This is a genomic window from Streptomyces iranensis, assembly GCF_017874715.1.
Taxonomy (GTDB): domain Bacteria; phylum Actinomycetota; class Actinomycetes; order Streptomycetales; family Streptomycetaceae; genus Streptomyces; species Streptomyces iranensis.
Genome location: NZ_JAGGLR010000002.1, coordinates 184,536 through 208,313, shown reverse-complemented (window position 1 = coordinate 208,313; position 23,778 = coordinate 184,536). Strand labels below are relative to the sequence as shown.

Annotated in this window: 23 protein-coding genes and 1 pseudogene; 10 read left to right on the top strand and 14 right to left on the bottom strand. The window is 70.7% G+C overall.

Going from position 1 to position 23,778, the window contains the following annotated elements; translation table 11 throughout:
- Window positions 1–24: 24 nt before the first annotated feature.
- Window positions 25–648, bottom strand: coding sequence for a gluzincin family metallopeptidase (locus J2Z30_RS04525; protein ID WP_209468550.1), 624 nt, complete (start codon window positions 646–648; stop codon window positions 25–27).
- Between the two features lie 18 nt (window positions 649–666).
- On the opposite strand from J2Z30_RS04525, the gene J2Z30_RS50745 reads away from it, so the two are divergent.
- From J2Z30_RS50745 to J2Z30_RS04510, 4 genes are read left to right on the top strand one after another with little or no spacing between them, the layout of a single operon-like run.
- A complete protein-coding gene (locus tag J2Z30_RS50745; RefSeq protein ID WP_281062637.1) occupies window positions 667–795 on the top strand; it encodes a hypothetical protein in 129 nt (42 codons plus the stop codon).
- 36 nt (window positions 796–831) lie between these two features.
- On the top strand, window positions 832–1,317 hold the full coding sequence (locus J2Z30_RS04520; protein ID WP_052701725.1) for a hypothetical protein: 486 nt from the start codon (window positions 832–834) through the stop codon (window positions 1,315–1,317).
- Between the two features lie 2 nt (window positions 1,318–1,319).
- Complete coding sequence (locus J2Z30_RS04515) at window positions 1,320–1,712, top strand: nuclear transport factor 2 family protein (RefSeq protein ID WP_052701726.1); 393 nt, start codon at window positions 1,320–1,322, stop codon at window positions 1,710–1,712.
- Entirely contained in the window at window positions 1,696–2,280 is a 585-nt protein-coding gene (locus J2Z30_RS04510; RefSeq protein WP_052701727.1) for a CGNR zinc finger domain-containing protein, read from the top strand. The genes J2Z30_RS04515 and J2Z30_RS04510 overlap by 17 nt, the downstream gene beginning before the upstream one ends.
- Here J2Z30_RS04510 and J2Z30_RS51640 read toward each other — a convergent pair.
- Window positions 2,181–2,531: pseudogene (locus tag J2Z30_RS51640) on the bottom strand (hypothetical protein); the annotation flags it as partial. The gene J2Z30_RS04510 and the pseudogene J2Z30_RS51640 sit on opposite strands and share 100 nt — an antisense overlap.
- A gap of 35 nt (window positions 2,532–2,566) precedes the next feature.
- On the opposite strand from J2Z30_RS51640, the gene J2Z30_RS04505 reads away from it, so the two are divergent.
- Window positions 2,567–3,742 carry an epoxide hydrolase family protein gene (locus J2Z30_RS04505; protein ID WP_044578855.1) on the top strand — a complete coding sequence of 392 codons (1,176 nt, stop codon included), beginning with the start codon at window positions 2,567–2,569 and terminating at the stop codon, window positions 3,740–3,742.
- A gap of 29 nt (window positions 3,743–3,771) precedes the next feature.
- Here J2Z30_RS04505 and J2Z30_RS04500 read toward each other — a convergent pair whose 3' ends face one another.
- From J2Z30_RS04500 to J2Z30_RS04485, 4 genes are read right to left on the bottom strand one after another with little or no spacing between them, the layout of a single operon-like run.
- On the bottom strand, window positions 3,772–6,153 hold the full coding sequence (locus J2Z30_RS04500; RefSeq protein WP_044578857.1) for a bifunctional salicylyl-CoA 5-hydroxylase/oxidoreductase: 2,382 nt from the start codon (window positions 6,151–6,153) through the stop codon (window positions 3,772–3,774).
- 11 nt (window positions 6,154–6,164) lie between these two features.
- Entirely contained in the window at window positions 6,165–7,838 is a 1,674-nt protein-coding gene (locus J2Z30_RS04495) for an AMP-binding protein (protein ID WP_044578859.1), read from the bottom strand.
- Between the two features lie 40 nt (window positions 7,839–7,878).
- The gene (locus J2Z30_RS04490; protein WP_044578861.1) at window positions 7,879–8,781 is read right to left on the bottom strand and encodes an acyl-CoA thioesterase; all 903 of its coding nucleotides are present in this window, start codon (window positions 8,779–8,781) and stop codon (window positions 7,879–7,881) included.
- The gene (locus J2Z30_RS04485; RefSeq protein WP_044578863.1) at window positions 8,778–9,263 is read right to left on the bottom strand and encodes a cupin domain-containing protein; all 486 of its coding nucleotides are present in this window, start codon (window positions 9,261–9,263) and stop codon (window positions 8,778–8,780) included. Before J2Z30_RS04485 ends, J2Z30_RS04490 begins: the two co-directional genes overlap by 4 nt.
- Window positions 9,264–9,387: 124 nt before the next feature.
- Here J2Z30_RS04485 and J2Z30_RS04480 point away from each other — a divergent pair, with 124 nt between their 5' ends.
- From J2Z30_RS04480 to J2Z30_RS04470, 3 genes are all read left to right on the top strand, one after another.
- Window positions 9,388–9,807 (top strand): RidA family protein, encoded by a 420-nt coding sequence (locus J2Z30_RS04480; RefSeq protein ID WP_044578864.1) that lies wholly within the window; start codon window positions 9,388–9,390, stop codon window positions 9,805–9,807.
- Between the two features lie 21 nt (window positions 9,808–9,828).
- The gene (locus J2Z30_RS04475; RefSeq protein ID WP_044578867.1) at window positions 9,829–10,680 is read left to right on the top strand and encodes a PaaX family transcriptional regulator; all 852 of its coding nucleotides are present in this window, start codon (window positions 9,829–9,831) and stop codon (window positions 10,678–10,680) included.
- Between the two features lie 122 nt (window positions 10,681–10,802).
- The gene (locus tag J2Z30_RS04470; RefSeq protein ID WP_044578868.1) at window positions 10,803–11,594 is read left to right on the top strand and encodes a heparin lyase I family protein; all 792 of its coding nucleotides are present in this window, start codon (window positions 10,803–10,805) and stop codon (window positions 11,592–11,594) included.
- Window positions 11,595–11,667: 73 nt separating this feature from the next.
- Here J2Z30_RS04470 and J2Z30_RS04465 read toward each other — a convergent pair whose 3' ends face one another.
- The 5 genes from J2Z30_RS04465 to hisD all read right to left on the bottom strand — a co-directional run bounded on the left by J2Z30_RS04465 (window position 11,668) and on the right by hisD (window position 19,273).
- The gene (locus J2Z30_RS04465) at window positions 11,668–12,174 is read right to left on the bottom strand and encodes an inclusion body family protein (protein WP_044578869.1); all 507 of its coding nucleotides are present in this window, start codon (window positions 12,172–12,174) and stop codon (window positions 11,668–11,670) included.
- Window positions 12,175–12,178: 4 nt separating this feature from the next.
- The gene (locus tag J2Z30_RS04460) at window positions 12,179–14,026 is read right to left on the bottom strand and encodes a thiamine pyrophosphate-binding protein (protein WP_044578870.1); all 1,848 of its coding nucleotides are present in this window, start codon (window positions 14,024–14,026) and stop codon (window positions 12,179–12,181) included.
- A complete protein-coding gene (locus tag J2Z30_RS04455) occupies window positions 14,023–16,059 on the bottom strand; it encodes a flavin monoamine oxidase family protein (RefSeq protein ID WP_044578871.1) in 2,037 nt (678 codons plus the stop codon). Before J2Z30_RS04455 ends, J2Z30_RS04460 begins: the two co-directional genes overlap by 4 nt.
- Before the next feature lie 472 nt (window positions 16,060–16,531).
- Window positions 16,532–17,890, bottom strand: a complete 1,359-nt coding sequence (locus J2Z30_RS04450) for an MFS transporter (protein ID WP_044578872.1) — start codon at window positions 17,888–17,890, stop codon at window positions 16,532–16,534.
- 63 nt (window positions 17,891–17,953) lie between these two features.
- On the bottom strand, window positions 17,954–19,273 hold the full coding sequence (gene hisD / locus J2Z30_RS04445; protein WP_044578874.1) for a histidinol dehydrogenase: 1,320 nt from the start codon (window positions 19,271–19,273) through the stop codon (window positions 17,954–17,956).
- A gap of 216 nt (window positions 19,274–19,489) precedes the next feature.
- Here hisD and J2Z30_RS04440 point away from each other — a divergent pair, with 216 nt between their 5' ends.
- Window positions 19,490–20,491, top strand: coding sequence for a LacI family DNA-binding transcriptional regulator (locus tag J2Z30_RS04440; protein WP_044578876.1), 1,002 nt, complete (start codon window positions 19,490–19,492; stop codon window positions 20,489–20,491).
- 161 nt (window positions 20,492–20,652) lie between these two features.
- On the opposite strand, the gene J2Z30_RS04435 is transcribed toward J2Z30_RS04440, so the two are convergent.
- Together J2Z30_RS04435 and J2Z30_RS04430 are read right to left on the bottom strand one after the other, a co-directional pair.
- A complete protein-coding gene (locus J2Z30_RS04435; RefSeq protein ID WP_044578878.1) occupies window positions 20,653–21,081 on the bottom strand; it encodes an SRPBCC family protein in 429 nt (142 codons plus the stop codon).
- 36 nt (window positions 21,082–21,117) lie between these two features.
- A complete protein-coding gene (locus J2Z30_RS04430; RefSeq protein ID WP_044578880.1) occupies window positions 21,118–22,128 on the bottom strand; it encodes an aldo/keto reductase in 1,011 nt (336 codons plus the stop codon).
- 142 nt (window positions 22,129–22,270) lie between these two features.
- Here J2Z30_RS04430 and J2Z30_RS04425 point away from each other — a divergent pair, with 142 nt between their 5' ends.
- The gene (locus tag J2Z30_RS04425) at window positions 22,271–23,209 is read left to right on the top strand and encodes a LysR substrate-binding domain-containing protein (protein WP_044578882.1); all 939 of its coding nucleotides are present in this window, start codon (window positions 22,271–22,273) and stop codon (window positions 23,207–23,209) included.
- A gap of 2 nt (window positions 23,210–23,211) precedes the next feature.
- On the opposite strand, the gene J2Z30_RS04420 is transcribed toward J2Z30_RS04425, so the two are convergent.
- On the bottom strand, window positions 23,212–23,730 hold the full coding sequence (locus tag J2Z30_RS04420; RefSeq protein WP_044578884.1) for a MarR family winged helix-turn-helix transcriptional regulator: 519 nt from the start codon (window positions 23,728–23,730) through the stop codon (window positions 23,212–23,214).
- Window positions 23,731–23,778 lie beyond the last annotated feature (48 nt).

Genomic DNA, 23,778 nt, shown 5'->3' with positions numbered 1-23,778 from the left:
CGGCTGACGGCCCGCCGCGGGCCGTCAGGACGTGTGCCAGTCGGAATGGCCGGGCATGGCCGGGAGCTTCTCGGCGTACAGCCAGGACCGGAGGAACGGCCCTAGGTCGCGGCCGGCGACGCGGCTCGCCAGGCGGATGAAGTCGGCGGTCCCCGCCGTGCTGTCGCGGTGCTCCGCCACCCAGGCGCGCTCGATGCGCTGGAACGTGGCCGCGCCGACCTTCTGCCGCAGCGCGTACAACGCCACAGCGCCACCCTGATAGGCGCCCCAGCCGTAGGGAGCCATGTCCTCGGGCGTGAAGGCGCCGGGCCGGGGGTTGGCGACCGGCCCCTGCTTGCGCAGTTGGGCGGCGGAATCCTGGTACCTCCTCTTCATGCCGTCGGCCGGCTCGGAACCGCCCTTCACCTGGTCCCACAGGCTCTGGTAGTAGACGGCGTGGCCCTCGTTTGCGGTATGGCGCACCGTATAGCCGCCGTTGCCGAGGCCGGGGTGCAGCTTGTCCCCGATTCCGGCGGCTCCGGGCGCGGGGGTGCGGGTCTCACCGGCGGACGCCGCGTCGGGGGTGCAGCCGGCCGCACCCGTCAGGGCGGTGGCCAGCGCCGTGACGATCCACGGCGTGAGGGTTGAGTTCCGTGTGTGACGAGCCATGAGCCCAGGGTTGCCCGGATGGCGGTGGCCGTGGATCACCCGGACAGCGGGTTCATGGCCATCGGCATCGGCCGAAAGGACGACCGGACCAGCCTCGGCGGCCGGTCCTGGTGGCATGTGTTGCGCGAGGGTGAGGACACCTGCTAATTGTTTAACACGTGTCGTCGTGAAGGAGGGCGGGCCATGAGTGCGCAACAGGGATCGGTCGTGCTCCGGCAGCCGCATCGCCCCCGGGCCATCGGCTTCCTGGGCCTGGAGACGGTCGGTGAATGGGCCGTGAAGGTGTACGGCATCAGCGCGTGGGCCGAAGTGCCGCGTCCCGCGCTGGTGGCCGCGACCGTGGAGGCCGCGGCCTCGGTGCTGCCCAGCCCGGCCCGGACGGACAGCCGCTATGGCATCGCCTTCGCCGTCGCGCATGACGCGGCCGACCGCTGTTTCGCGCTGGTGGACTGGTGGCACGGGGAGAACGAGATCCATCAGCGACTGTTCTCGGCGCCCCTGGAGCGGCCGGACGCGCTGACGCCGCACCCCGGTGAGGCCATCGGCTGCGTCTGGGAGCTGGCCGTCACCGACTTCGAACGCCGGGCATGGCTGCGCCATGTGCTCGCCAACCCCGGTGGCCCGAACACGGATGCCTATCTCACCGCTCGCTTCACGGAAAGGGTCTAGTCATGGGGATGACACTGGAACGGCTGGCGGGCTTCGGCGAGGCATGGCGGCGGAAGGATCTCGACCTGCTGATGGAGTTCATGACGGACGACTGTGTGTTCCGCGCGTCCGTCGGCCCGGAGCCGGGCATGACCTTCCGCGGACGCGCCGAGGTGCGCAAGGGTTTTGAGCTGATGCTCGCCTACGACGCGGGGCTCGAATCGCGGCCCGGCGGGGTGGCCTTCATCGCCGGGAACCGGGGCGCTTCCCAGTGGTCCTACGCCGGTACCGATGCCGATGGCCAGGTCCACGAGGTGCACGGCTGCGACATGTTTGAGTTCGACGGCGACCGGATCCGGGTGAAGGACGCCTACCGGCGCGTTCACGGAGACATCGGTCATGCTGCCACCGACTAGGGCCGAGGACGTCGAGGGCCTCCCGGCGGGCGTCGCCCTGCTCCATCACTTCGCCAACACCGAGGACCGCCGGGGGTTCGTCGCGCACGGGCGGCGCCTTACGGAGCACGACGCGCTCGCCACCCCCGTCGATCTGGAGCGCTGGCTGCGGGAGCATGACCTGCTCGTGGGCGACGCCCCCGACACCAAGGCCCATCAGGGCCACCTGACCAGAGCCCGAGAGCTGCGCACGGCGCTGCGGGCCGCCCTGCGCCAGGACGTGGACGGTGACGGCCAGGGCGGCGACGCCGCGGTCGGCTACTCCTTCCACGTCACACTGACCGCGGGCCACGGCGCCCACCTGACCATCGCGGCCGACCCCGTGGACACCGCCCTCGCGCACATCGTCATGTCCGCGCTGACCGCCACGGTGAAGGGGACCTGGCATCGGCTCAGGATGTGTCCGGCCCCCGACTGCCAGTGGGTCTTCTACGACAACTCCCGTCCGGGCCGGGCCAAATGGTGCTCACCCCAGCTGTGCGGCAACCGCGCGAAGACGCAAGCGTATCGCCGCCGCCAAACGACCTGAATCGCACGCGCCGCTCTCAGCCGGTACCGGGCTGGACGAGCCTGAAGGCCGGCCGTGCGGCGGTGCGTCGGGCGGGTGCCGAGTCCGCTCGCGGAGTACTGGCCCGCGGGGGTGGGCGCGAAGGGCCAGTCGCTGCCGAACAGGACGTGTCCGGGGCGGTCGAAGGCGAGCAAGGTGGGCAGCGCGGCCGGGCTGGAGGACAGCGCGGTGTCGAAGTGGAAGCCGCGGAAGTCGTCCAGGACGTCCAGGGGCTGCGGCCGGTGTCGTGGCTTGTAGGGTACGTGGCATGCCGGATGTCCCGCCCCGACCCGAGCCGTTCACCCCGCGGACCGACCCCGCCGCCCTCGATGACCTCCGGGCGCGGCTGCGCGGGACGCGCTGGCCGGACGCGCCCGAGGACGCCGGGTGGGCGCTCGGGACCGACCTCGACTACCTCCGTGAGCTCGTCGCCTACTGGGCGGACGGATTCGACTGGGCGGCGCAGGAGGCGGCGCTCGCCCGGCTGCCCCGGTTCCGCGTCCGGCTCGGTGGCCTCGGGATCCACTTCGCACATGTCAAGGCCACCGCCCCGGCCGGGCCCGCCCTGCCGCTGGTGCTCAGCCACGGCTGGCCGGACTCGTTCTGGCGCTATACGAAGGTCATCCCGCACCTCACCGACCCCGGTGCGCACGGCGCCGACCCCGCCGACGCGTTCGACGTGGTCGTGCCCGACATTCCGGGCTACGGGTACTCCGACCGGCCCACCGGCCCGCCGCTCGACTCCATCGCCGTCGCCGGGCTGTGGGCCGAGCTGATGGACGTCCTCGGCTACGGGCGGTTCGGCGCGGCGGGCGGGGACATCGGCAGCCATGTGAGCCGCTACCTCGCGCTCGACCACCCCGACCGGGTGGCGGCCGTGCACCGCATGGACGGCGGCCTGCCCGTCTTCACCGGCGACCCGGCGGACCTCACGCCCGAGGAGCGCGCCTGGTTCGAGGTCGTCACGGGCTGGGGCCAGGCCGAGGGCGCGTACGCCGCCATGCACCGCACCAAGCCGCAGACCGCCGCGGTCGGGCTCACCGACTCACCGGCCGGGCTGGCCGCGTGGATCGTCGAGAAGCTCCGGTCGTGGAGCGACTGCGACGGCGACATCGAGCGGTGCTACACCAAGGACGAGATCCTCACCAACGTCACGCTCTACTGGCTCACGGGCACGATCGGCTCCTCGATGCGCATGTACCACGCCAACGCCGCCATCCCGCCCGCGCAGCACGCCCGCCGGGTCGAGGTGCCGTCCGGCTTCTCGCTCTTCCGCGGCGACGTCGTCCGCCCGCCGCGGGCGTGGCTGGAGCGCACCACGAACCTCGTGCGGGTGACCGAGCCGGAGCGCGGCGGACACTTCGCGCCGTTCGAGGAGCCCGAGCTCTACGCGGAGGAGCTGCGCGCCTTCTTCCGTCCCTACCGGGCGGCGGCGACGGGCTGACACCCGGTTCCGGCACCGCTTCCACACTCTCAGGGCACGGGGGCCGGAGCACGCGCCGGGGTCCAGCGCAGATGAACGGCCTGGTCGGTGGGGTCGGGCCGGAGCAGTGACAGCCGGGGCCGTACGGCGTCGGTGCGCGCGGTGGGGGGCTTGCGGCCGCCCGCGCCGAACTGCACCGGCCATGCGGCGCCGGGGCCGCGGTACTCCTGCTCGGCCGCCGCGTGCAGGGCCCAGTGCGGGTCGTACAGATGGGTGCGGCCCACGGCGCACAGGTCGGCACGGCCCGCCAGCAGGAGTGAGTTGACGTCGTCGTACGAGGCGATGGCGCCCACCGCGATGACCGCGGCCCCGGTGGCGGCGGCCACCTCGTGGCGGATGCGGTCGGCGAACGGGGTCTGGTAGGAGCGGCCGAAGGCCGGGCGTTCGTCCTTGGTGACCTGGCCGGAGGAGACATCGATGGCGGCCGCGCCGTGGGCGATGAACGCGCGGGCGATCTCCACGGCGTCATGCTCGGTGTTGCCGTCCGGCACCCAGTCGGTGGCGGAGATGCGCACGATCACCGGCCGTTCCGCGGGCCATGCCTCCCGCACGGCGTCGAAGACCTCCAGCGGGAAGCGCAGCCGGTTCTCCAGCGGGCCGCCGTACGCGTCGGTGCGGTGGTTGGCGATCGGGGAGAGGAAGGAGGACAGCAGGTAGCCGTGCGCACAGTGCAGTTCGAGCAGATCGAACCCGGCCTCCGCGCCCCGGCGGGCGGCGGCCACGAAGTCGGCCGCGATCCGGTCCATGTCGGCGCGGGTGAGCTCGCGCGGCACGGCGGAGCCGGGGCCGTACGGCAGCGGGGACGGTCCGACGACCTCCCAGTTGTCTTGCGGCAGCGGGTCGTCCATGCCCTCCCACATCAGCCGGGTCGAGCCCTTGCGGCCCGAGTGGCCGAGCTGGAGGCCGATACGGGCGGTGCTCCGCTCATGGACGAAGGAGACGATCCGCCGCCAGGAATCGCCCTGCTCGCCGTTCCACAGGCCGGTGCAGCCGGGGGTGATGCGGCCGTCGGGCGAGACGCACACCATCTCGGTCATCACCAGTCCGGCGCCCCCCATGGCCTTGGAGCCGAGGTGGACGAGGTGGAAGTCGCCGGGCACGCCGTCGGCGGCGGAGTACATGTCCATCGGCGACACGATCACCCGGTTCTTGAGCTCCAACTCGCCCAGCCGGTAGGGCTGGAACATCGCCGGTGCGGTATTGCCCAGCCCTTGTGCCTTGGCGAAGGCGGCATCGACCCGGTCGGCGAACTCCGGGTCGCGGGTGCGCAGGTTGTCATAGGTGATGCGGCGGGAGCGGGTCAGCAGATTGAAGCAGAACTGGGTCGGCTCCTGGTGGACGTACATCCCGATGTTCTCGAACCACTCCAGCGAGCCCTGCGCCGCCCGCTGGGTGGACTCCACGACCGGTCGCCGCTCGGTCTCGTACGCGGTCAACGCGCCTTCGGTATCGGGGTGTTCGTGCAGACAGGCGGCGAGGGCGAGCGCGTCCTCCATCGCCAGCTTGGTGCCCGAGCCGATGGAGAAGTGCGCGGTGTGGGCGGCGTCCCCGATGAGCACGAGGTTGCCGTGGTGCCAGCGTTCGTTGCGTACGGTCGTGAAGTTCAGCCACTTGGAGTTGTTGGCGAACACCTGGTGGCCGTCGAGTTCGTCGGCGAAGAGTTCGCGGACGCGCGCCACGGCCTGCTGGTCGGAGGCGCCCGGTGCGAAGTCGGCCCTCTCGGTGGCGTCGAAGCCCGCCCGCCGCCAGACGTCCTCGTGCATCTCGACGATGAAGGTGGAGCCGGTGGCGGAGTAGGGGTAGCCGTGCACCTGCACGACGCCCCATTCCGTCTGCTTGACGAAGAACTGGAACGCCTCGAAGACCAGGTCCGTGCCGAGCCACATGTACTTGCTGTGCCGACGGTCCAGGGAGGGGCGGAAGACCTCCGCGTGGGCGGCCCGTACGAGGGAGTTGACACCGTCGGCCCCCACCACCAGGTCGTACGACGCGCGCAGCCGCTCGGTGTCCGGGGCGGGGGTGGAGAAGCGCAGGGTGACACCGAGGTCGTGGCAGCGCTCCTGGAGCAGGCGGAGGAGTTCCTTGCGGCTCATGGCGGCGAAGCCCTGGCCGCCGACGGTGTGGCTCTCGCCCCGGTAGTGGATGTCGATGTCGGTCCAGCGGGCGAAGCGCCGGGCCATGTCCTGGGCGATGGTGGTGTCGGCGTTCTCGATGCCGCCGAGCGTCTCGTCGGAGAAGACGACGCCGAAGCCGAACGTGTCGTCGGGGGCGTTGCGTTCCCAGACGGTGATCTCGTGGGCGGGGTCGAGCTGTTTCATCAGGGCCGCGAAGTACAGCCCGCCGGGACCGCCGCCGATGATCGCGATCTTCAAGGGGGTTCCTCTCAACTCTCGGCGACGGCCTCGGCGGAGGCCTGCTCGTCTTCGATGATCTTGCGGAGCGCGAAGCGCTGGAGTTTGCCGCTGGTGTTGCGCGGCAGGGCGCTGTGGAATCGCACCTCGCGCGGGTATTTGTAGGGCGCCAGGGCCTGCTTGACGTGGTCCTGGATCTCCTTCGCCTTGGCCGCGTCGCCGGGTACACCGTCCCGCAGCACCACGAAGGCGCACACGATCGAGCCGCGCTCGGCGTCGGGGCGGGCCACCACGGCGGATTCCACGACGTCCGGGTGGGTGTCGACGGCGGCCTCCACCTCGGGGCCGCCGATGTTGTATCCGGAGGAGACGATCATGCTGTCGCTGCGGGCGTGGTAGTGGAAGTAGCCGTCCTCGTCCCGGTGGAAGATGTCACCGGTGACGTTCCAGCCCTCCAGGACGTAGTCCCGCTGGCGTTCGCCACCCAGGTAGCGGCAGCCGACGGGGCCGATGACCCCGAGTCTGCCGGGCTCCCCGGGGCCGAGTTCCGCGCCGTCGGGGCCGAGGACGGTGGCGCGGTAGCCGGGGACCGCCCTGCCCGTGGCGCCGGGCCGGATGTCGTCTCCGGCCGCGGAGATGAAGATGTGCAGCAGCTCGGTGGCGCCGATGCCGTCGATGATCCCGAGGCCGATGCGGGTCCGCAGCTCCTGCCAGGTGGCGCGGGGTATGTGCTCACCCGCGGACACGCCGATGCGCAGCCCGGCCAGCCGCCGCTCGGCGCCCTCGCGCAGGATCGCCCGGTAGGCGGTGGGCGCGGTGGCCAGGGCGGTGACGCCGTGCCGCTCCACCAGCTCCGCGAGCTGCGGGGGAGTGGCGGACTCCGTCAGCAGGGCGCAGGCTCCGGCCCGCAGCGGGAAGACGACCAGCATGCCGAGGCCGAAGGTGAAGGCCAGGGGCGCGGTGCAGGCCACCAGGTCGTCCGGGACCAGGCCCAGGGTGTGGCGGCCGAAGGTGTTGTCGATGGACAGGACGTCCCGGTGGAAATGCATGGTGATCTTGGGCGCGCCGGTGGATCCGGAGGTGGGGCCGAGCAGCGCCACATCGTCGGCGGCGGTGTCCACGCCTGTGAACTCACCGGACTTGCCCGTGGCCCTGGCCACCAGATCCTCCGGGCCGGTGGAGCCGTACTCCACCACCGTCAGTCCGGGCAGCACGGTGTCCCGGACCGTGCGGACGTCATCGGCGAACCGGTGGTCCACCAGGGCGATCGACGGCAGGGTGCGCTCGGCCACGGGGACGAGCTCCCGGGTGCGCAGGGCGGCCATCGTGGTCACCACTACGCCACCGGCCTTCAGGACGCCGAGCCAGGCCGCCACGGTCCAGGGGGTGTTGGGCGAGCGCAGCAGGACCCGCCGCCCCGGCACCAGGCCCAGGTCCTCGGTGAGCACCTGGGCCACCTGATTGGCGCGGATGCGCAGTTCGCCGTACGTCCACACCTCACCGGACGGGGTGCGCAGGGCGGGGCGGTCGGGGCCGAACAGCGCGGTGGGGGTGTCGATGAGCTCGGTGGCCGCGTTGAGCCGGTCCGGGTAGCGCAGTTCCGGCGTGGTGAATTCGAGGGTGGGCCACAGATGCGCGGGGGGCAGCTGGTCGCGGGTGAAGGTGTCGAGGTGCGCCGAGGGCGAGAGGGGGAGCGGAAGAGTCACGGAAGAGTCCTTCCGGGAGCCCGCCGGGGAGAGCGGCGGGTCAGGTGGGGCGGATCAGGCCCTCCTGGACCACGGTGGCCAGGTGGCGGTGATCGCGCGTGAAGAAGCGCCCCGTGCCCAGGCCCCGGCCCGCGTCGGCGGCGACGGCCTCCTGGACGTAGAGCAGCCAGCCGTCCACCGGCCCCGGGCGGTGGAACCACATCGCGTGGTCGAGGCTCGCGGTGACCAGCCCGGGTCTGGCCCAGGGCAGGTCGAGCACCCGCAGCACGGGTTCGAGGATCGTGTAGTCGCACACATACGCCAGGGCGGCGAGGTCCCGCTGGGCGTCGGTCAGCCCGTCGACCGGGCGCAGCGGGTCGAAGGGCTTCAGCCAGACCGCCTGGTGCGGAAGGCGCTCTCCCTCGACGGTGAGATAGACCGGGCCGGGGACGTGCCGCATGTCGAAGCCGCGGCCGCCGGACCAGTACGCCTTGGACTCCTCGGTCATGGAGCCGCCACCGCGCTCGGCGAGGTACTCCGCCGAACTCGGCAGGCTCTCCGGGCCGGGCACGTCCTCGCCGAATTCGGTGTGGAAGTCCGCACCGGCCTCGCCCGCGGCGAATCCGGCCAGGCAGACGTACAGGGTCTTGCCGTTCTGGTAGCCGCGCACCTGCCGGGTGCTGTAGCCGCGGCCGTCGCGCACCACCTCCACCTCGTAGCGCACCTCGGCGCCGATGTCGGCGGGGCGCAGGAAGTAACTGTGCATCGAGTGCGGCGACTTGCCGTCGGTCACCGACCGCATGGCCGCCGCCGCGGCCTGGGCCACCAGATCGCCGCCGTACGCCTTGGGCCAGGGGCAGGGCTGGGTGGTGGCGGTGAAGGCGAGGTCGAAGTGTTCGGGCTGGGTGGGCTTGAGGGCGACGGCGGCGGTGAAGACGGCCGAGGTGGGGGTCGTCGGGGTCATCGGCGGTCCAGCCAGTCGCGCAGCTCGGTGTCGGCGATATCGGGCAGGTTGACCACGATGTTCTCCGGTGTGCGGGTGGTCATCCAGGTCAGCGGCTTGGTGCGGGAGAGGTTGCACTCCACGTGCGGCATGAACGGCGGTACGAAGACCCAGTCGCCCTCCTCCATGTCGACGTAGTCCCGGAGCTCCTCGCCGAAGTAGATACGGGCCCGGCCGGACAGGACATAGCCACCGGTCTCGGCCTCGCCGTGGTGGTGGGTCACCGAGCGATAGCCCGGTTCGTTGCTGACCTTGCCGAACCAGAGACGGGTGGCGGGGGTGTGCTGGATGCTCACGCCCGAGATGCGGACGGCACCGCCCGAGTCGGCGGTGTTCGCGTTCTCGAGGCCGCCGCGGGTCACCACGGGGGCGACGATGCCGCTGGGCAGCTGGTACATCGAATTGTCGCCCTCGAGGCGGTACTTGCTCAGATCGGGCTCCATGGGGTCGGCTCCGTTCAGTCGGGGACCAGGATCCGATGTCTCGTGTTTCTCACGGTCGTCATCTAAAGTCAATACACCTGTCCGGCCGTGGGGCAGGACGGAACACAACCGAGCCGGAGGCACCATGACCCCCGTCCCCGTGAACCCGCCCGATCTGCCGAAGCCCAGCGGCTACTCACACGGAACACTCGCCGGAAACACCCTCCACCTGGGAGGGCAGACCGCCCTCGACGCGGACATGAAGATCGTTCCGGGGGGCGTCGTCGAGCAGTTCCGGCAGGCGTTCGGCAATCTGCTCACCACGCTGCGCGAGGCCGGCGGGCGGCCCGAGGATCTGGTGAGCGTGACCATCTACCTCACCGACATCCCCGACTACCAGGCGCACGGCAAGGAGATCGGCAAGGTCTGGCGCGAGCTCGCCGGGCCCGTCTACCCGGCCATGGCGGGCATCGGCTGCACGGCGCTGTGGCAGCCCGAAGCCGTGATCGAGATCCTGGGTGTGGCCGTGATACCGGAGGAACGGCTGGTGGCGCCGCGCACGTAGCCAGACGTTAGGGTGCCGGGAATGACCGCGCAGACGACACCGGCCACCACCGTGGCGGGCGAACGGGAGTCCCGGCACGCCCCGCTCATCCTCACGCTCTACGGCCTCTACGCCCGGGGCGAGCGCAACTGGCTCTCGGTCGCCTCGCTGATCGGTCTCATGGCGGACCTCGGCGTGGAGAGCCGGGCCGTGCGGTCCTCGGTCTCCCGGATGAAACGCCGCGAGGTGCTGCGCGCCGAGCGCCGCGAAGGCGTCGCCGGGTACTCGCTCGCCGACTCCACCCTGCAGACGCTCGCCGAGGGGGACGTACGCATCTTCCGGCAGGCCAGGGCGTCCCGCGAGGACGGCTGGGTGCTCGTGGTGTTCTCCGTGCCCGAGTCCGAGCGCGAGAAGCGGCACGCCCTGCGGACGGCCCTGACCCGGCTGGGCTTCGGCACCGCCGCGTCAGGCGTCTGGATCGCCCCCGGACACCTGGCGGACGAGGCACGGCGCACCCTGGAACGCCGGGAGCTGTCCGCGTACGCCGACATCTTCACCGGCGACCACGTGGCCTTCGGGGACCCGCGGCAGAAGGTCCGCTCCTGGTGGGACCTGGACGAACTCACCGTCATGTACGCGGACTTCCTGCACCGGTACCGCCCCGTCCTGGACACGGTGACGCGTCGTGAGCCGCGGCCACTGGAGGCGTTCCGGACGTACGTACCGATGCTGACCCAGTGGCGGCGCATGCCCTACCGCGACCCGGGGCTCGCCCTGGAGCTGCTTCCGCCGGAGTGGAACGGCGTGGCCGCGGGCGAACTGTTCGACCGGCTCCATACCTTGCTGAGCGCCCCGGCCGCGGCACACGCTGCGGGGGTCTTCCACGTGCGCTAGACCTCGAAACTGGCACTGTCATCGGACCTATCCTCTTGTTGATGTGGACGCGTCATCCTATGGGCGGTAGCTTCTGGGAAAAGTTCAGACCTGAGCCAAGGCTCTCCGAGAGGATTGATCGGATGTTAGTGAAACGGGTCTGCAAACGGATCCATCTGCTCTGCGTCACCGGCGCACTGGTCGGCGGCCTCGCCCTCAGCGGTGGCACCGCGGAGGCGGGCGCCCGGAGCGACGCGGGTGTCCGGGCATTGCCCGCCGGGGTCTACTTCCAGAACGAGGGCACCGTCCAAGGGTGGTCCAACTACCCGCAGAAGCCCCAGAAGCAAGGCGTCATCCGCAATGTCACCACCCCCGCCTACAAGGGCGGCAACGCCATCGAGGCCAAGCAGACGTACGTCAACGAGGGCGGTGGCTACCACTCCGAGACCGTGCAGTCGTCCACCCAGGCCGTCGGTCAGGACCGCTACTACGGCCAGGCCGTCTACGTAGCCCCCGACTGGCGGTTCCACGACCAGAACGTCACCTTCCAGCAGTGGTCGCCCGAGGATCCCGAGGGCCCCTGGGAGCTGATGTTCATCCAGAACGACGAACTGCGCATAGGCGGATCCGGTGGCTTCAGCGCGAACGTCGCCAAGGTGACCGATCTGCGCGGTACGTGGATCCGGATCGTCACACGCCTCAAGTTCCACGCGACCGACGGCGCCTTCGAGATCTGGGTCAACGGTGTGAAGAAGTACAGCAAGACCGGGGTCACCGTGCTGCCCAAGACGTCGAACACGGTCCGCTGGTCGTCCGGGATCTACTGCACCGGCTGGCGCGAGAACCCGCCCGCGGGCCCGTCGGAGCTCTCCGTCTTCCACGACCAGGCGCGCATCGCCGACTCCTACAGCCTCGCCGAGCCCGCCAACTGGTGACACATGCCCGTAGGCGGTGCGGGTGTCCGCGCCGCCTACGGGATGTGCCGCTACCTGACCGCGGGGAGGGCCGTCAGGAACGCTTCTCGATGGTGATGAACGGGTCCCACTGGAAGTACCCCACCAGCTGCTGATCGCTGTCCAGGATCTGGAAGTAGAAGTGGTAGGTGACCTCGCCGATCTTCTTGACGTCCGCCTCCCAGAAGTGATCCTCGTAGTCCTGCGTATCGAAGTCCGGCCGGTCGGTGGCCCCGTCCTTCGGGATCGGATAGGTCCCGTCGCCGATCACGACCTGCGGTGTGCTGATGAGCGGGTCGGCGCTCACGTACCTGTACAGCAGGGCGCAGTACTCGCTGTTGAGCGACAGCGTCGTCTCGCGCCACCTGACGATGTCCCTGGGGTTGGCACGGAAGTTCAGCTCGGCCCCCGAGGTGCCGACGACGCGGTCCTGACGCGTCGTCATATAGATCAGGCTCTGGTCGACATACGTCGGCGCGTTGTAGTCCTTTGACGCGTCGGGATACTGCTTGGCGATCGAGTACGCGTCGAACGCGATCAGCACATTGATGATTTCCGACATGCTCCTACTCCCCTTTCACTTTGTACGACATCGCCCGCGGGTAGTCGTGCCGGTGCAGGCGGACCCGGACCAGCAGTGGTCCGGAGTTGACCGGGTCGGTCGGGTCGGTGAGGCGGGCCAGCAGCTCGTCCAGCTCGGCGGCGTGGGCCACGCTGACCCCGTGCGCCGGGGTCTTTTTGTCCGAGAAGACATCCGCAAGCCGCTCGTAGTGCCACGGGTGGAGGACGTTGTAGAAGTCCGCGCCCTCCGTGTCATCGGCGCCGTGGGAGTCCCGGTCCGCGTAGTAGGACGGGTGCACCAGCATCTGCTCGATGCCGTAGAAGTGCCCGTTGTCCATCACGAACACCACCGACCGCAGCCCGAGCCTGGTGTGGGTGGAGATCTCCTGGCAGGTCTCCTGGAAGGCGCCGTCGCCGACGAACACCAGCGGGCGGGCGTGGCCGCGCTCGGGGGCGAGCGCCGCGCCGGTGGCCGCGCCCACGGACCAGCCGATGGACAGCCAGCTGACCTGTGACAGGAAGCCGCCCGCGGGCAGGGTCAGGTTCATCGAGCCGATGAGGGAGAACGCGGCGTCGGAGACCACCGTCCAGCTCTCCCGGGTCTCCTTGGCCAGGAAGTGGTTGATCCGGTCGAACACCCCGTCGTACGTGAGCCGTTCGCCGGACCCGGACGACGAGCCGCCGGCGCGGAGCGTCGTGGCGCGGTGGGCCTCGAGGGAGGCGGGACGGACCTCGGCCGCGCCGTGGTGGGCGTGGGCCTCGGCGTAGTAGTCGGCGGTCAGGCCACCGGAGCCGAAGCGCGCCACCAGCGCGTCCTGGAGGGCCGGTATCAGCCGGGCGAGCTGAACGTCGGGGAAGTACTGGGTGCCGACGCCGACACCGCCCCGGGCCGCCACCACCCAGTCCGTGCCGACGGCCAGTTCACCGCCGAGGTTCTTCGAGGTGGACCAGGTGCCGAGGCCGATCCGGCAGGTGGCCCAGTCCTTGAATATCGAGTGCACATCCGGATGGCTGGCCTTGCCGTTGTAGACGCCGTGGAACTGCGGCAGCCGCTCGTCGAGGACGGCCTTGGCGCCGACGGTGGTGCAGAACGGCACCCCGGTGGCCTGCGTCAGATCGGAGAGCTGACGGTCCAGGCGGAACCGCTCGACCTCCTCGCCCGCCCATACGATCGGGCGGGGCCTGCCGTCCGGTCCGGGGTGCTCCTCGACCAGCGCGAGGACCGCGGCGACGGCATTGTCCAGCATGGCCTGGTTGCGCGCGCTGAACGGCCGCTCGCGGCGCAGCAGCGGCTGCTCGGCCACGGCACACGGCTCGTCCCACAGATCCTCCATCACCTCCAGATAGACGGGCCTGCGCTCCGACAGACAGGCGGTGAGCGCGGCGTCGATCTGGCCCGGGGCGAGGCCCGGGTTGGAGATGACCTGCGCCTCCACGGTGACCTGCCGGTAGGCGTCCAGGTTGCTCTCCCGGCGCGGGCTCATATGGGAGGTGAGCAGGCCGAGGGCGCGGTAGTTCTGCCACTGCTCGTACGGTGGGCAGGCGTTGATGGCGATGAGCGGGACATGCTCCACATACGCCCCGCCACAGGCGTTGAGCAGGTTGAACGCGCCGACGCTGTAGGTGACCGCGGCCGCGCCGATGCCATGGAGACGGGCGTAGGAGTCGGCGGCCTGGCCCGCGCCGCCCTCGGTGGGGGTGCCGACCCACTCGACGTCGCCCTCGGCCCGCAGAGTGGTGAGGAACGGGCCGAGGTGGTTGCCGGGCACCCCGAACAGATGGGTGATGCCCAGCTCGGCCAGGCGGCGGGCCAGATAGCGGGCGACCGTGCACTCGGGGGTGATCGCGGTCACGAGGGGTCCTCCTGGTTCGGGCCCGGCGTGGTGAGGGGCGGGGCCTGGTGGACGGCGACGGCGGCGCGGACGGCGCTCTCCAGGGCGCCCTCGATCCAGGCGTGTTTGAGGGAGGTGTGCTCCCCGGCGAAGTGCACCGGGCCCTCGGGGCGGGAGGCGTCCAGGTGGAAGCTGGTCATCTGGTGCGGGGTGTACGTGGCGGCCTCGCCGAAGGCGTACGGGTCGCGGGCCCAGCTCTTGGTGGTGCCCAGGCCGGTGAAGAACACCTCGATGCGGCGTCCGTGCAGGGCCTGGAGGTTGCGCAGGGCGTAGACATAGCGCTCCACCTCGCGCATGGAGTCCCAGCGCGCGGCGTCGTCGGACCAGGAGTACGAGGCGAGCACCACACCACCGGTGCTGCCCTCGACCGGATGCGAGGGGTAGTAGATGAACCGGTTGGGGTTGTCGGTGGCGGAGCCGCCACCGAAGCAGTGAGTGGCGGGTCGTACGGCGGGGCCGCGCAGCGGCATGACGCTGTTGACCTGGCGTAACTCCTCGGTGACACCGCTGTCCTTGACCGCGGCGCCGAGCAGGTCGCGGCCCGCCTCGGCGAGCGCGGGAACGGGATCGGTACCGGTCTCGCCGCCGCGTTGGTAGTACTCGTAGAGGCCCGGTGTGATGCTCTCGAGCTCGCTGCGCCAGTCGTCCTCGGTGAACTCCCACCACCGGTGGCTGAACTCCAGCAGCACCTTGGTGGCCGAGTCGTAGTGGGTCTCGATGATGGCGCGGCGCTTCTTGTACGACATCGAGGGGACGATCTCCACGAAGCGCAGGGTGGAGAACGGGATGGTGACGATCGCCAGGTCCGCGGTCCACAGGCGGGTGGGACCCGCCGGATTGTCCTCGGCGACGGTCTGCACGGCCACGCCCCAGCCGTCGGGTGCGACGGCGCCGGTGCCCTCGGGGGCGGAGTCGCGGCTGGGGTCGAAATACTCCAGGCGGATCATGCGGTGACCGAACCGCACCTCGTCGCGCAGGCCCCGGTGGAGGGCGTCCGGCAGTCGCCAGCTGCCGCCGGGTATCTCCCAGTAGCGCACACCGGGGTTGATGTCGGTGTGGCTCAGGAAGCTGTGGAAGAAGGAGAGATGGAGCCGCGAGGACATGTTCTCCAGCGTTCCGACCGCCTCGATGGCCTCGTCGCTGAGCCCGGCGTAGTCGCGCAGGAAGCCGCCCATCGAATAGCCGTCGAAGTCACGGATCACCCGGGCCCAGCCCTCGATCCACTCCTCGAGCGGCTTGTTGACCCGCTTCCCGTCCACGACGTCGGAGTAGTAGTCCCGCACGCTCTCCAGCGCGTCGTCGACCATCTGCACGGCGGGGGCGCGGACCTCGTCGTCGGTGAGGTGGAAACCCTCGTTGATCTTCTCCGGGACGGCGCTGTAGTCGGCGCGCCGCACCTGGACGCGGTTGGTGCGGATCCAGGTGTTGCCGCGCTTGTCGGGCGCGCGGAAGTCGGGGCTGTCGTCGCCGTAGGTCCAGGTGCGGCCGGTGAAGGAGGTGTACGTCACCGGGGGGACGGGGACATCGGGGCCGCTGCCGGTGGCGGGGTCGACGTCCACGTTGTAGAACAGGCGGCGGCCGAGCCCGAGTTTGTCGACGAGGGCGAGGACGAGCGGGTGGAAGTCGGGCAGCCGCATGGCGCCGGCCTCGGCGTACTGCGCGGCGTCGTCGAACGGCTGGTGGTGCTTGGTGGTGCGGAAGGTCTTGATGCGCCCGCCGGCACGGCCGGTGTTGGCCTCCAGGATGGTGACGTCGTGGCCCGCGTCCTTGAGCAGGCGGCCGGCCACCAGGCCGGTGATACCGGCACCGATGATGAGGATCTTCTTGCGGGGGTGGCGGGTGACGCCGAGGCTGCCCGAGTCGATGAGGGTGTGGAGATAGCCGAGTTTGAGGTCGGTGTCGTCCGGTCCGATGAGGAGGAGTTCGCGGGCCAGCTTGAGACAGGTCTGCCAGCGCGCACGGGTGGCGGAGTTATCGCGTGGAGCGTCGGTCATAGCTTGCGATCGTAGATTTGCAGAAACGATTTCTCGTTTCTTTCGCAAGGTAATGTATAGGTAAAGTCCTAAAAGGGTTGACCTTGTGGCTGACGGAATTTCGACTTGCTGGATTTTCCCTGGAAGGAGCCCGAGATCCGGCTGGGACGGGTGCTTCACCAGGGGGTGAAGGGGAACGGAGAAGCGGCGGTGTCAGTGGATCGGCGAACTCGGCGGCCCTCGCGGCGACGGGCGCAACGGGGCCGGGTCGGCCATGCTCGCGATATGGACGGACGTCGAACTCCTGCCCGATAATGAAGAAAGGCGCGCCGCAGCAATACCTGTGGCCGCTCGGGTGCCGTTCAGAAACCCATTCCGACGGGTCCGGCCGCCCATCCGAATTGGTTTCAGGCCGTCAAGGACGTGGCGTACGGGAAATGAGATGAGCGGGTTTCCGGCGCGCCGGAAACCCGCTCATCTGCCGTATGCGGACTTAAGTCGGAGTCGTCACCGCTTCCCGGCTCACCGCGCCGTCCCGCGTGGCCGCGCCCGCCTCCGAGTCCAGGCTTCGCCGGAAGGTCTCGGGAGCGACCGCCATCGTCGCCGCGGCGATGAGGGCGCCCGCGGCCACCAGGGCCATCAGACTCCAGGACGCTCCGCCGCTCCACAGGACCACCGAGGTGGCCAGCATCGGAGTGAAGCCGCCGAGCACCACACTGCCCGCCTGGTAGCCGACCGACACTCCGCTGTACCGGACCCGGGCGGGGAACAGCTCGGCGTAGAACGCGGCCAGCGGGCCGAACACCGCGCCATGTCCCAGGGCCATCATCACGACCAGGGCCAGACAGATCAGCACCGGCGACCGGGTGTCGACCATCAGGAAGAACGGTCCCGCGAAGGCCGCCATGAAGAGCGCGCCCCCGATGAACACCGGCCGGCGGCCCACCCGGTCCGAGAGCGCACCCCACAGCGGGATCACCGCGATGTCCACCGCGGCGGCGATCATCACCCCCGTCAGTCCCACCTGCCGTGACAGATCGAGCTCTTCGGAGAGGTAGGTGAGGATGAAGACGGTGAAGATGTAGTAGTTGCCGCCCTCCGCGAACCGGGCACCGATGGCGATCAGCACCTCCCTGGGGTGCTTGCGCACCACGTCGACCAGAGGCCGCCGGGACCGCCCTCCGCTCTCCGCGGCCTGGACGATCGACTCGGGCTCCGAGATCCGGAACCGGATGTAGAGGCCGACACCGGCCAGCAGCGCGCTGGCGAGGAAGGGCAGCCGCCACCCCCACGCCAGGAACTGCTCATCCGGCAGCAGGGACACGGCGCTGAAGACACCGGTGCCCAGCAGCAGCCCCGCCGAGACCCCGGTCTGCGGCCAAGCCCCGTACAGCCCGCGCCGGCCGCTCGGCGCGTGCTCGACCGCCATGAGCACCGCGCCACCCCACTCCCCGCCGACCGCGAACCCCTGCACCAGGCGCAGGAGGACCAGCAGGATCGGCGCCCACAGACCGATCTGGGCGTGGGTCGGCAGCAGGCCGATCAGCGTCGTGGCCGCCCCCATCACGGTCAGTGTCACCACGAGGGTGGCCTTGCGGCTGACCTTGTCCCCGTAGTGCCCGGCCACGAATCCGCCCACCGGGCGGGCCAGGAACCCGGCCGCGAAGGTCGCGAAGGCGGCCATGATCCCGGCGGCCGAGCTGACCTGCGGGAAGAACAGCCGGTTGATGACCAGGGCGGCCGCGGTCCCGTAGATCGTGAAGTCGTACCACTCGATCACGCTGCCGATGGTGCTGGACGACAGTGCCCGCCTGGCCGGGGCCCCTGGCGCCGTCGATGCTCCGGAGGGCATGGCTGCCTCCTCCTCTTCCGCGCGGCTCTTCCGCGGATGCCGATGGGATGGGTCGGACGGGGGTCAGGCGCCGAAGGAGTGGTCGGGGGCCCAGGCCAGGGGCGCTCCGGCGTACTTGGCCGCCCGGACGTCGCCGGAGCGGGCGTGGCCCTCGAAGAGCTCGGTCCGCGCCGCCCGGCCGCAGACCTCGCCCAGCCGCGCGCTCGACGCCGGGTCGGTGACCTGCTGGTAGGTGACCGTCTTGAGGTACTTCCCGACCCACAGGCCACCGGTGTAGCGCGCCGCGCCGCGCGTGGGCAGCACATGGTTGGTGCCGATCACCTTGTCCCCGTAGGAGACACAGGTCCCCTCGCCCAGGAACAGCGCGCCGAAGTTCCGCATGGCGTCCAGGGCCTTGCGGGGCTCGGCGGTGAGGATCTGGACGTGCTCACTGGCGTAGGAGTCGGCCAGCGCGTACGCCGCGTCGAGGTCGTCGACGACATGGACCTCACCGTGGTCCCGCCACGCGGGCCCGGCCAGATCGCGGGTCGGCAGGTCCGGCAGGATCTCCTCGATGTGCGCGATGACCTCGCGGCCGATCCGCTCCGACGTGGTGATCAGCACCGCCGGGGAGTCCGGCCCGTGCTCGGCCTGGCTGAGCAGGTCCACGGCCGCGATGAACGGGTCGGCGTGCTCGTCGGCGACCACCAGGGTCTCGGTCGGCCCGGCGAACAGGTCGATGCCCACCTCGCCGAACAGCTGGCGCTTGGCCTCGGCCACATACGCGTTGCCCGGCCCGGCGAGCAGATCGACCTTGCTGATGCTCTCGGTGCCCAGGGCCATGGCGGTGATCGCCTGCACCCCGCCCAGCAGATGGATCTCATCGGCTCCGGCCAGGTGCATGGCCGCGACCGTGGCGTCGGGCACCTCGCCCCGGATGGGCGGCGTGCACGCCACGACCCTCGGCACCCCGGCGGTCTTGGCGGTCACGATGGTCATGTGCGCCGAGGCCAGCAGCGGGTAGCGGCCGCCCGGCACATAGGCACCGGCCGCGGCGACCGGGATGTGCTTCTGCCCCAGCGAGACGCCGGGCAGCGTCTCCATCTCGAACTCGCTCAGGGAGGCCAGCTGCCGCTCCGCGAAGGCGCGCACCTGGCGCTGGACGAAGCGGATGTCCTCCAGCACCTGCTCCGGGACGCGGGCGACGATCTCCTCGATCTCCTCCGCCGTCAGCCGGAAGGACTCCGGCTCCCAGCGGTCGAAGCGGGCGGAGTACTCGCGGACGGCGGCGTCGCCGCGCGAGCGGATGTCGGAAATGATCCCGGCGACGGCGTCGGTGACCTCAGGGCTGCTGCTGCCGGGCGTGCTCTTCGCGGCGGCGGCGGCTTTCAGGGTCAGGACCATGACGGAGCCAATCTCTCGGCGCCCTCTCGGACGCATGGTTACGTATTCATGGGACCGTACGCCTTCGCCGTGAATACGTAAACATGCATCCGGAAGATCTTTTGCCGACGGCCCCGGCGGAGCGGTGGCGGGTGCGCCGCTAGGATGACTACGTAAACACCCATAAGCGCCGCCGGGCCGGACACGGCCCCGCGGATCCGGCCCTACGGAGGAGCTGTGGTCACCAGCCAGGACGTGGCCCGGCTGGCCGGAGTGTCGCAGGCGACCGTCTCCCGGGTGCTGCAGGGCAGCGCCAGGGTCTCCCCGGAGACCAGGGAACGCGTCCTGAGCGCCATGAAGCAGGCCGGATATCACCCCAACGCGGCCGCCAGGGCCATGCGCACCCGGCGCGCCGGCACGATCGGCGTGGTCGTGGCGGACATCACCAACCCCTTCTATCCGCAGCTGCTGGAGGCGGTCAGCGATGAACTCGGCCGCGCCGGGCAGCGGATGACCCTGTGGAACGCCACCGGCCCGAGCGAGGCCGGCGCCCTCGAGGCGATCCGCGAAGGCGCGGTGGACGGGCTCCTGTTCACCACGGTGACGGAGATGTCCAAGCCGCTCGAAGAGGCGCTGCAGCGCAACGAGCCCGTGGTGCTGCTTCACCGTGGCCTGGACCACATCGGCTGCGACCAGGTCACCGCCGACAACGTGGCCGGGGGGCGGCTCGCCGCCCGGTACCTGGTCCGGGCCGGACACGAGCGCATCGGATTTCTGCGCGGACCGCAGTCGGCCAGCACCGCGCTCCACCGGGAGCGCGGCTTCCGCGAGACGCTCGACGAACTCGGGCACTCACTGGCGCCCGAGCTGGTGCGGCCGGGGGACTTCTCCCACGACACGGCGCGCGCGGCGATGCGCGAACTGCTCGACCGCCCGCAGCCCCCGTCCGCCGTCTTCTGCGCCAACGACCTCACCGCCCTCGGTGCCGTGGACGGCGCGATCTCGCTGGGCGTGCGGGTCCCGGAGGACGTCTGGGTGGTCGGGTACGACGACATCGCCATGGCCGCGTGGGAGGCGTACGGCCTGACCACGGTGCGGCAGCCGATCACGGACATGGCGCGGATGGCGGTGCGGATGCTGATCGAGCGGATCGAGGACCGCACGCTGCCCGCCCGGCGCCGCGAGTTCCCGGCCGAGCTGGTGATCCGGCGGTCCACCGCGCATACGCCCGCCTCCTGACGGCGTCTCGGGGCCGCCGCTTTGGGCTCGGCGTCTCGGGGTGCCGTTTCGGGGCGGTGTCTTGGGGCGGTGTCTTGGGACGGTGTTATTGAACGCCGCCGCCCGGGTGCGGGTTGCTCCCGGGCGGGCGGCTCGTCGTAATACCCCTGCGTGGCGGCCCGTCAGGCGGCTCGGTCCGCCAGGGTGTTGCGCAGGGCGGCGAGCCCGTCGGCATAGATGCCGTGGAAGAGCGCGACGGCTTCGTCGTCGCTGACGCCGGTGGGGGTGAACTCCCCGGACCACTCGACGCGCGACGCGTCGGACCGGCCGGGGACCTCGCGCACACGCAGCGTGGAGAGGTAGTCGGTCACCGGGAACGGCGCATCCAGGATGGCGTAGCTGTACGAGTGGGCGGCGTCGTCGAAGGCCACGAGCCGCTCGACGATCACGCCGCCTTCCTCGTTGCGCAGTCGGCGGACGCGGCCGCCCTCGGCGGCGACGCTCTCGGAGATGTACGGCAGCCAGTCGGGCAGCGCGTCGAAGCCGCCGATGAGCTGCCACACCCGATCCGGTGGTACGGGCAGGTCGACGGTGGCGGTGGTGGAGGCCATGGAGATGCTCCTGTCGGGATGGGGGGAGGGGGATCGTCAGGCGGTGGGCAGGGGCGCGAGGGGGGAGACCAGTCCGGCCTCGCGGAGCTCGGCCCAGAACGCCGCGGGGATGGCCTCGTCGAGGGCAGCGACGTCCTCGGCGATACGGCTGGGCCGGGTCGCGCCCGGGATCACGGCGGCGGCCGCCGGGTGGGCCAGGGAGAACTGCAGGGCGGCCGCCTTGACGCTGACGCCGTGCCGCTCGGCGAGCTCCTTGATGCGCGCCACCTTCTCGATGATGTGCGCGGGCGCGTCCTGGTATTCGAAGTGGGTGCCGCCCGCGAGGATGCCGGAGCTGTAGGGGCCGCCGACGACGAGACTGACGTCCTGGTCGGCCGCCGTGGGGAGCAGGCGCTGCAGGGCGCGGTCGTGGTCCAGCAGGGTGTAGCGCCCGGCCAGCAGGAAGGCGTCCGGCTTCGGCTCGTCCAGGTCGAGGGTGAGCTCGATGGGTTCGACGCGGTTGACGCCGAGTCCCCACGCCTTGATCACGCCCTCGTCGCGCAGCTGCTGCAGGACGCGGAAGGCGCCGGTGCGGGCGCTCTCGTAGACGGCGAGCCACTCGTCGCCGTGGAAGTCCTGGGCCACGTCGTGGACCCAGACGATGTCGAGCCGGTCGGTGCGCAGGCGCCGCAGGCTGTCCTCGATGGACCGCTTGGTGGCGTCGGCCGTCCATTCGTGCACGAGCTTGTTGGGACGGCCGTGCTCGAACAGACCGCCCTTCTCGCCGAGTTCACGGGTGGCGGGGTCCTCGATCTCGTCGAGGATGACGCGGCCCACCTTGGTGCTGAGCACGTAACTGTCGCGGGGGCGCCCGGCGAGCGCGTCGCCGAGGCGTATCTCCGCCAGGCCCGCGCCGTAGAAGGGGGCGGTGTCGTAGTAGCGGATGCCGTGGTCCCAGGCGGCGTCCACGGTCGCGGCGGCCTCCTCGTCGGAGACGTCGCGGAACATGCTGCCCAGCGGGGCCGTGCCCAGTCCGAGGCGGCCCGGGAGCAGAGACGTGATGGTCATGAAGTGTCCTTGCGGAGAGAGGGGGAAGGGACGGACTCATGGCCTTCGGCCGGTCCGCCGTTCGTTCGCCTTCGACGTTAGGATCGGGACTTCAGACTGTCCAAGACTCTCTTGGATAGACTTGAGTCCTCGGAGGTCTTACATGCTTGACCTGCGACAACTGCGCTACTTCATCGCCGTGGCCGAGACCGAGCACGTCGGCCGCGCCGCCGAGCAACTCCACATCTCCCAGTCTCCTCTCAGTCGGCAGATCGCTCAGCTGGAGAAGAACCTCGGCCTGACCCTGTTCGAGCGCAGCCAGCAGCGCATCCGGCTCACCCGCGATGGCGCGGTCTTCCTCGGCGAGGCCAGGGCGCTGCTGCGCCATGCCGACCGGCTGGAGAACCTGGGCCGCCGGCTGGGCAGGGGCGAGGAGGGCGGGCTGTGCATCGGCTACGTGGCCGACGCCATGCACACCGGAGTGCTGCCGGGTGCGCTGCGCCGGCTCCAGGAGGAGAGCCCCGGCATCCATGTCGCGCTGTACAGCATGGCCGCGGCCGAGCAGTTCGAGGGGCTGCGCCAGCGCAGCCTGGACATCGCCCTGGTACGGGAGGAGCCGGACCGCGACGACCCCGTGCTGCGGGCCGCGCCGCTGCTGGAGGACCCGTTGCTGCTGGTCCTTCCGGCGGACCACCCGCTGGCCGCCGGCGAGACGATCTCGGCGAAGGATCTGGACGGGCAGCCGTGGATCGCGGTCGAGGAGCCGGGCGACCCGGCGTGGCGGGACACGTTCGTCGCCTCGTGCGTGGCCTCGGGCTTCACACCCGACATCCGGCTCGACGCCGCGGATCCCCTGACCGCGCTCGGCCTGGTGGCCTCCGGCCTCGGGCTGGCGCTGGTGCAGAAGAGCATGGTGCGCGGCGCCACGGAGGCCGTGGCCGTGCGCGCCCTGCCCTGGCATGAGGCGTCCGTCCATCTGTGGGCCGTCTGGCACCACGTCGATCTGCGGCCGGTCGTCGCCTCGTTCCGCGAGACGGTGCTGTCGGACGAGCGGGAGCTGGGTGCGGCGCCGCTGGCCGGTGGCCTCGTCTCCGGGGTGTGAGGTCAGCCGGAGAGCTCACACCCCGGAATTCGGAGTGACGAGGCGTCGAGGGGCGACGCCTCCAGCGAGGCCACGGCCGCGACCAGGGTGGTGAGCCTCGGGTCCCGCGCCGCCAGGTCGAGCGCCTCGCGCAGGGCGCCTTCGTACGTCGGCCGGGCCTGGCCGAGCAGGAGCAGCCCGGCCTCGGTGACATTGGTGTAGATCCCGCGCCGGTCGGTGGGGCACAGGTAGCGGGAGAGGAGTTCGCGATCCTCGAGCCGGGCGACCAGGCGGGTGGTGGCGCTCTGGCTGAGGGCGACCGCGTCGGCCACCTGCTTCATCTGCAGATGGCCGTTGTCCCCGTCGTGCTGTCGGCTCAGGACGTCCAGGACCGCGTACTCGCGGGCGCTGAGCTCATGGCGGGTGTGGAGAGCCCCCTCGAGATGCGTCTCGATCCTGCTGTGCAGCAGTGACAGGGCGCACCAGCTCTGGGCGAGGGGGGTGGCGACGAGGTCCGGTGTGGCCTTGGGCGGTGTGGTCATGGATGCCTCCTGATGCGGGGTGGGGCGGGGCCCGGTCGGGGTCCGCGG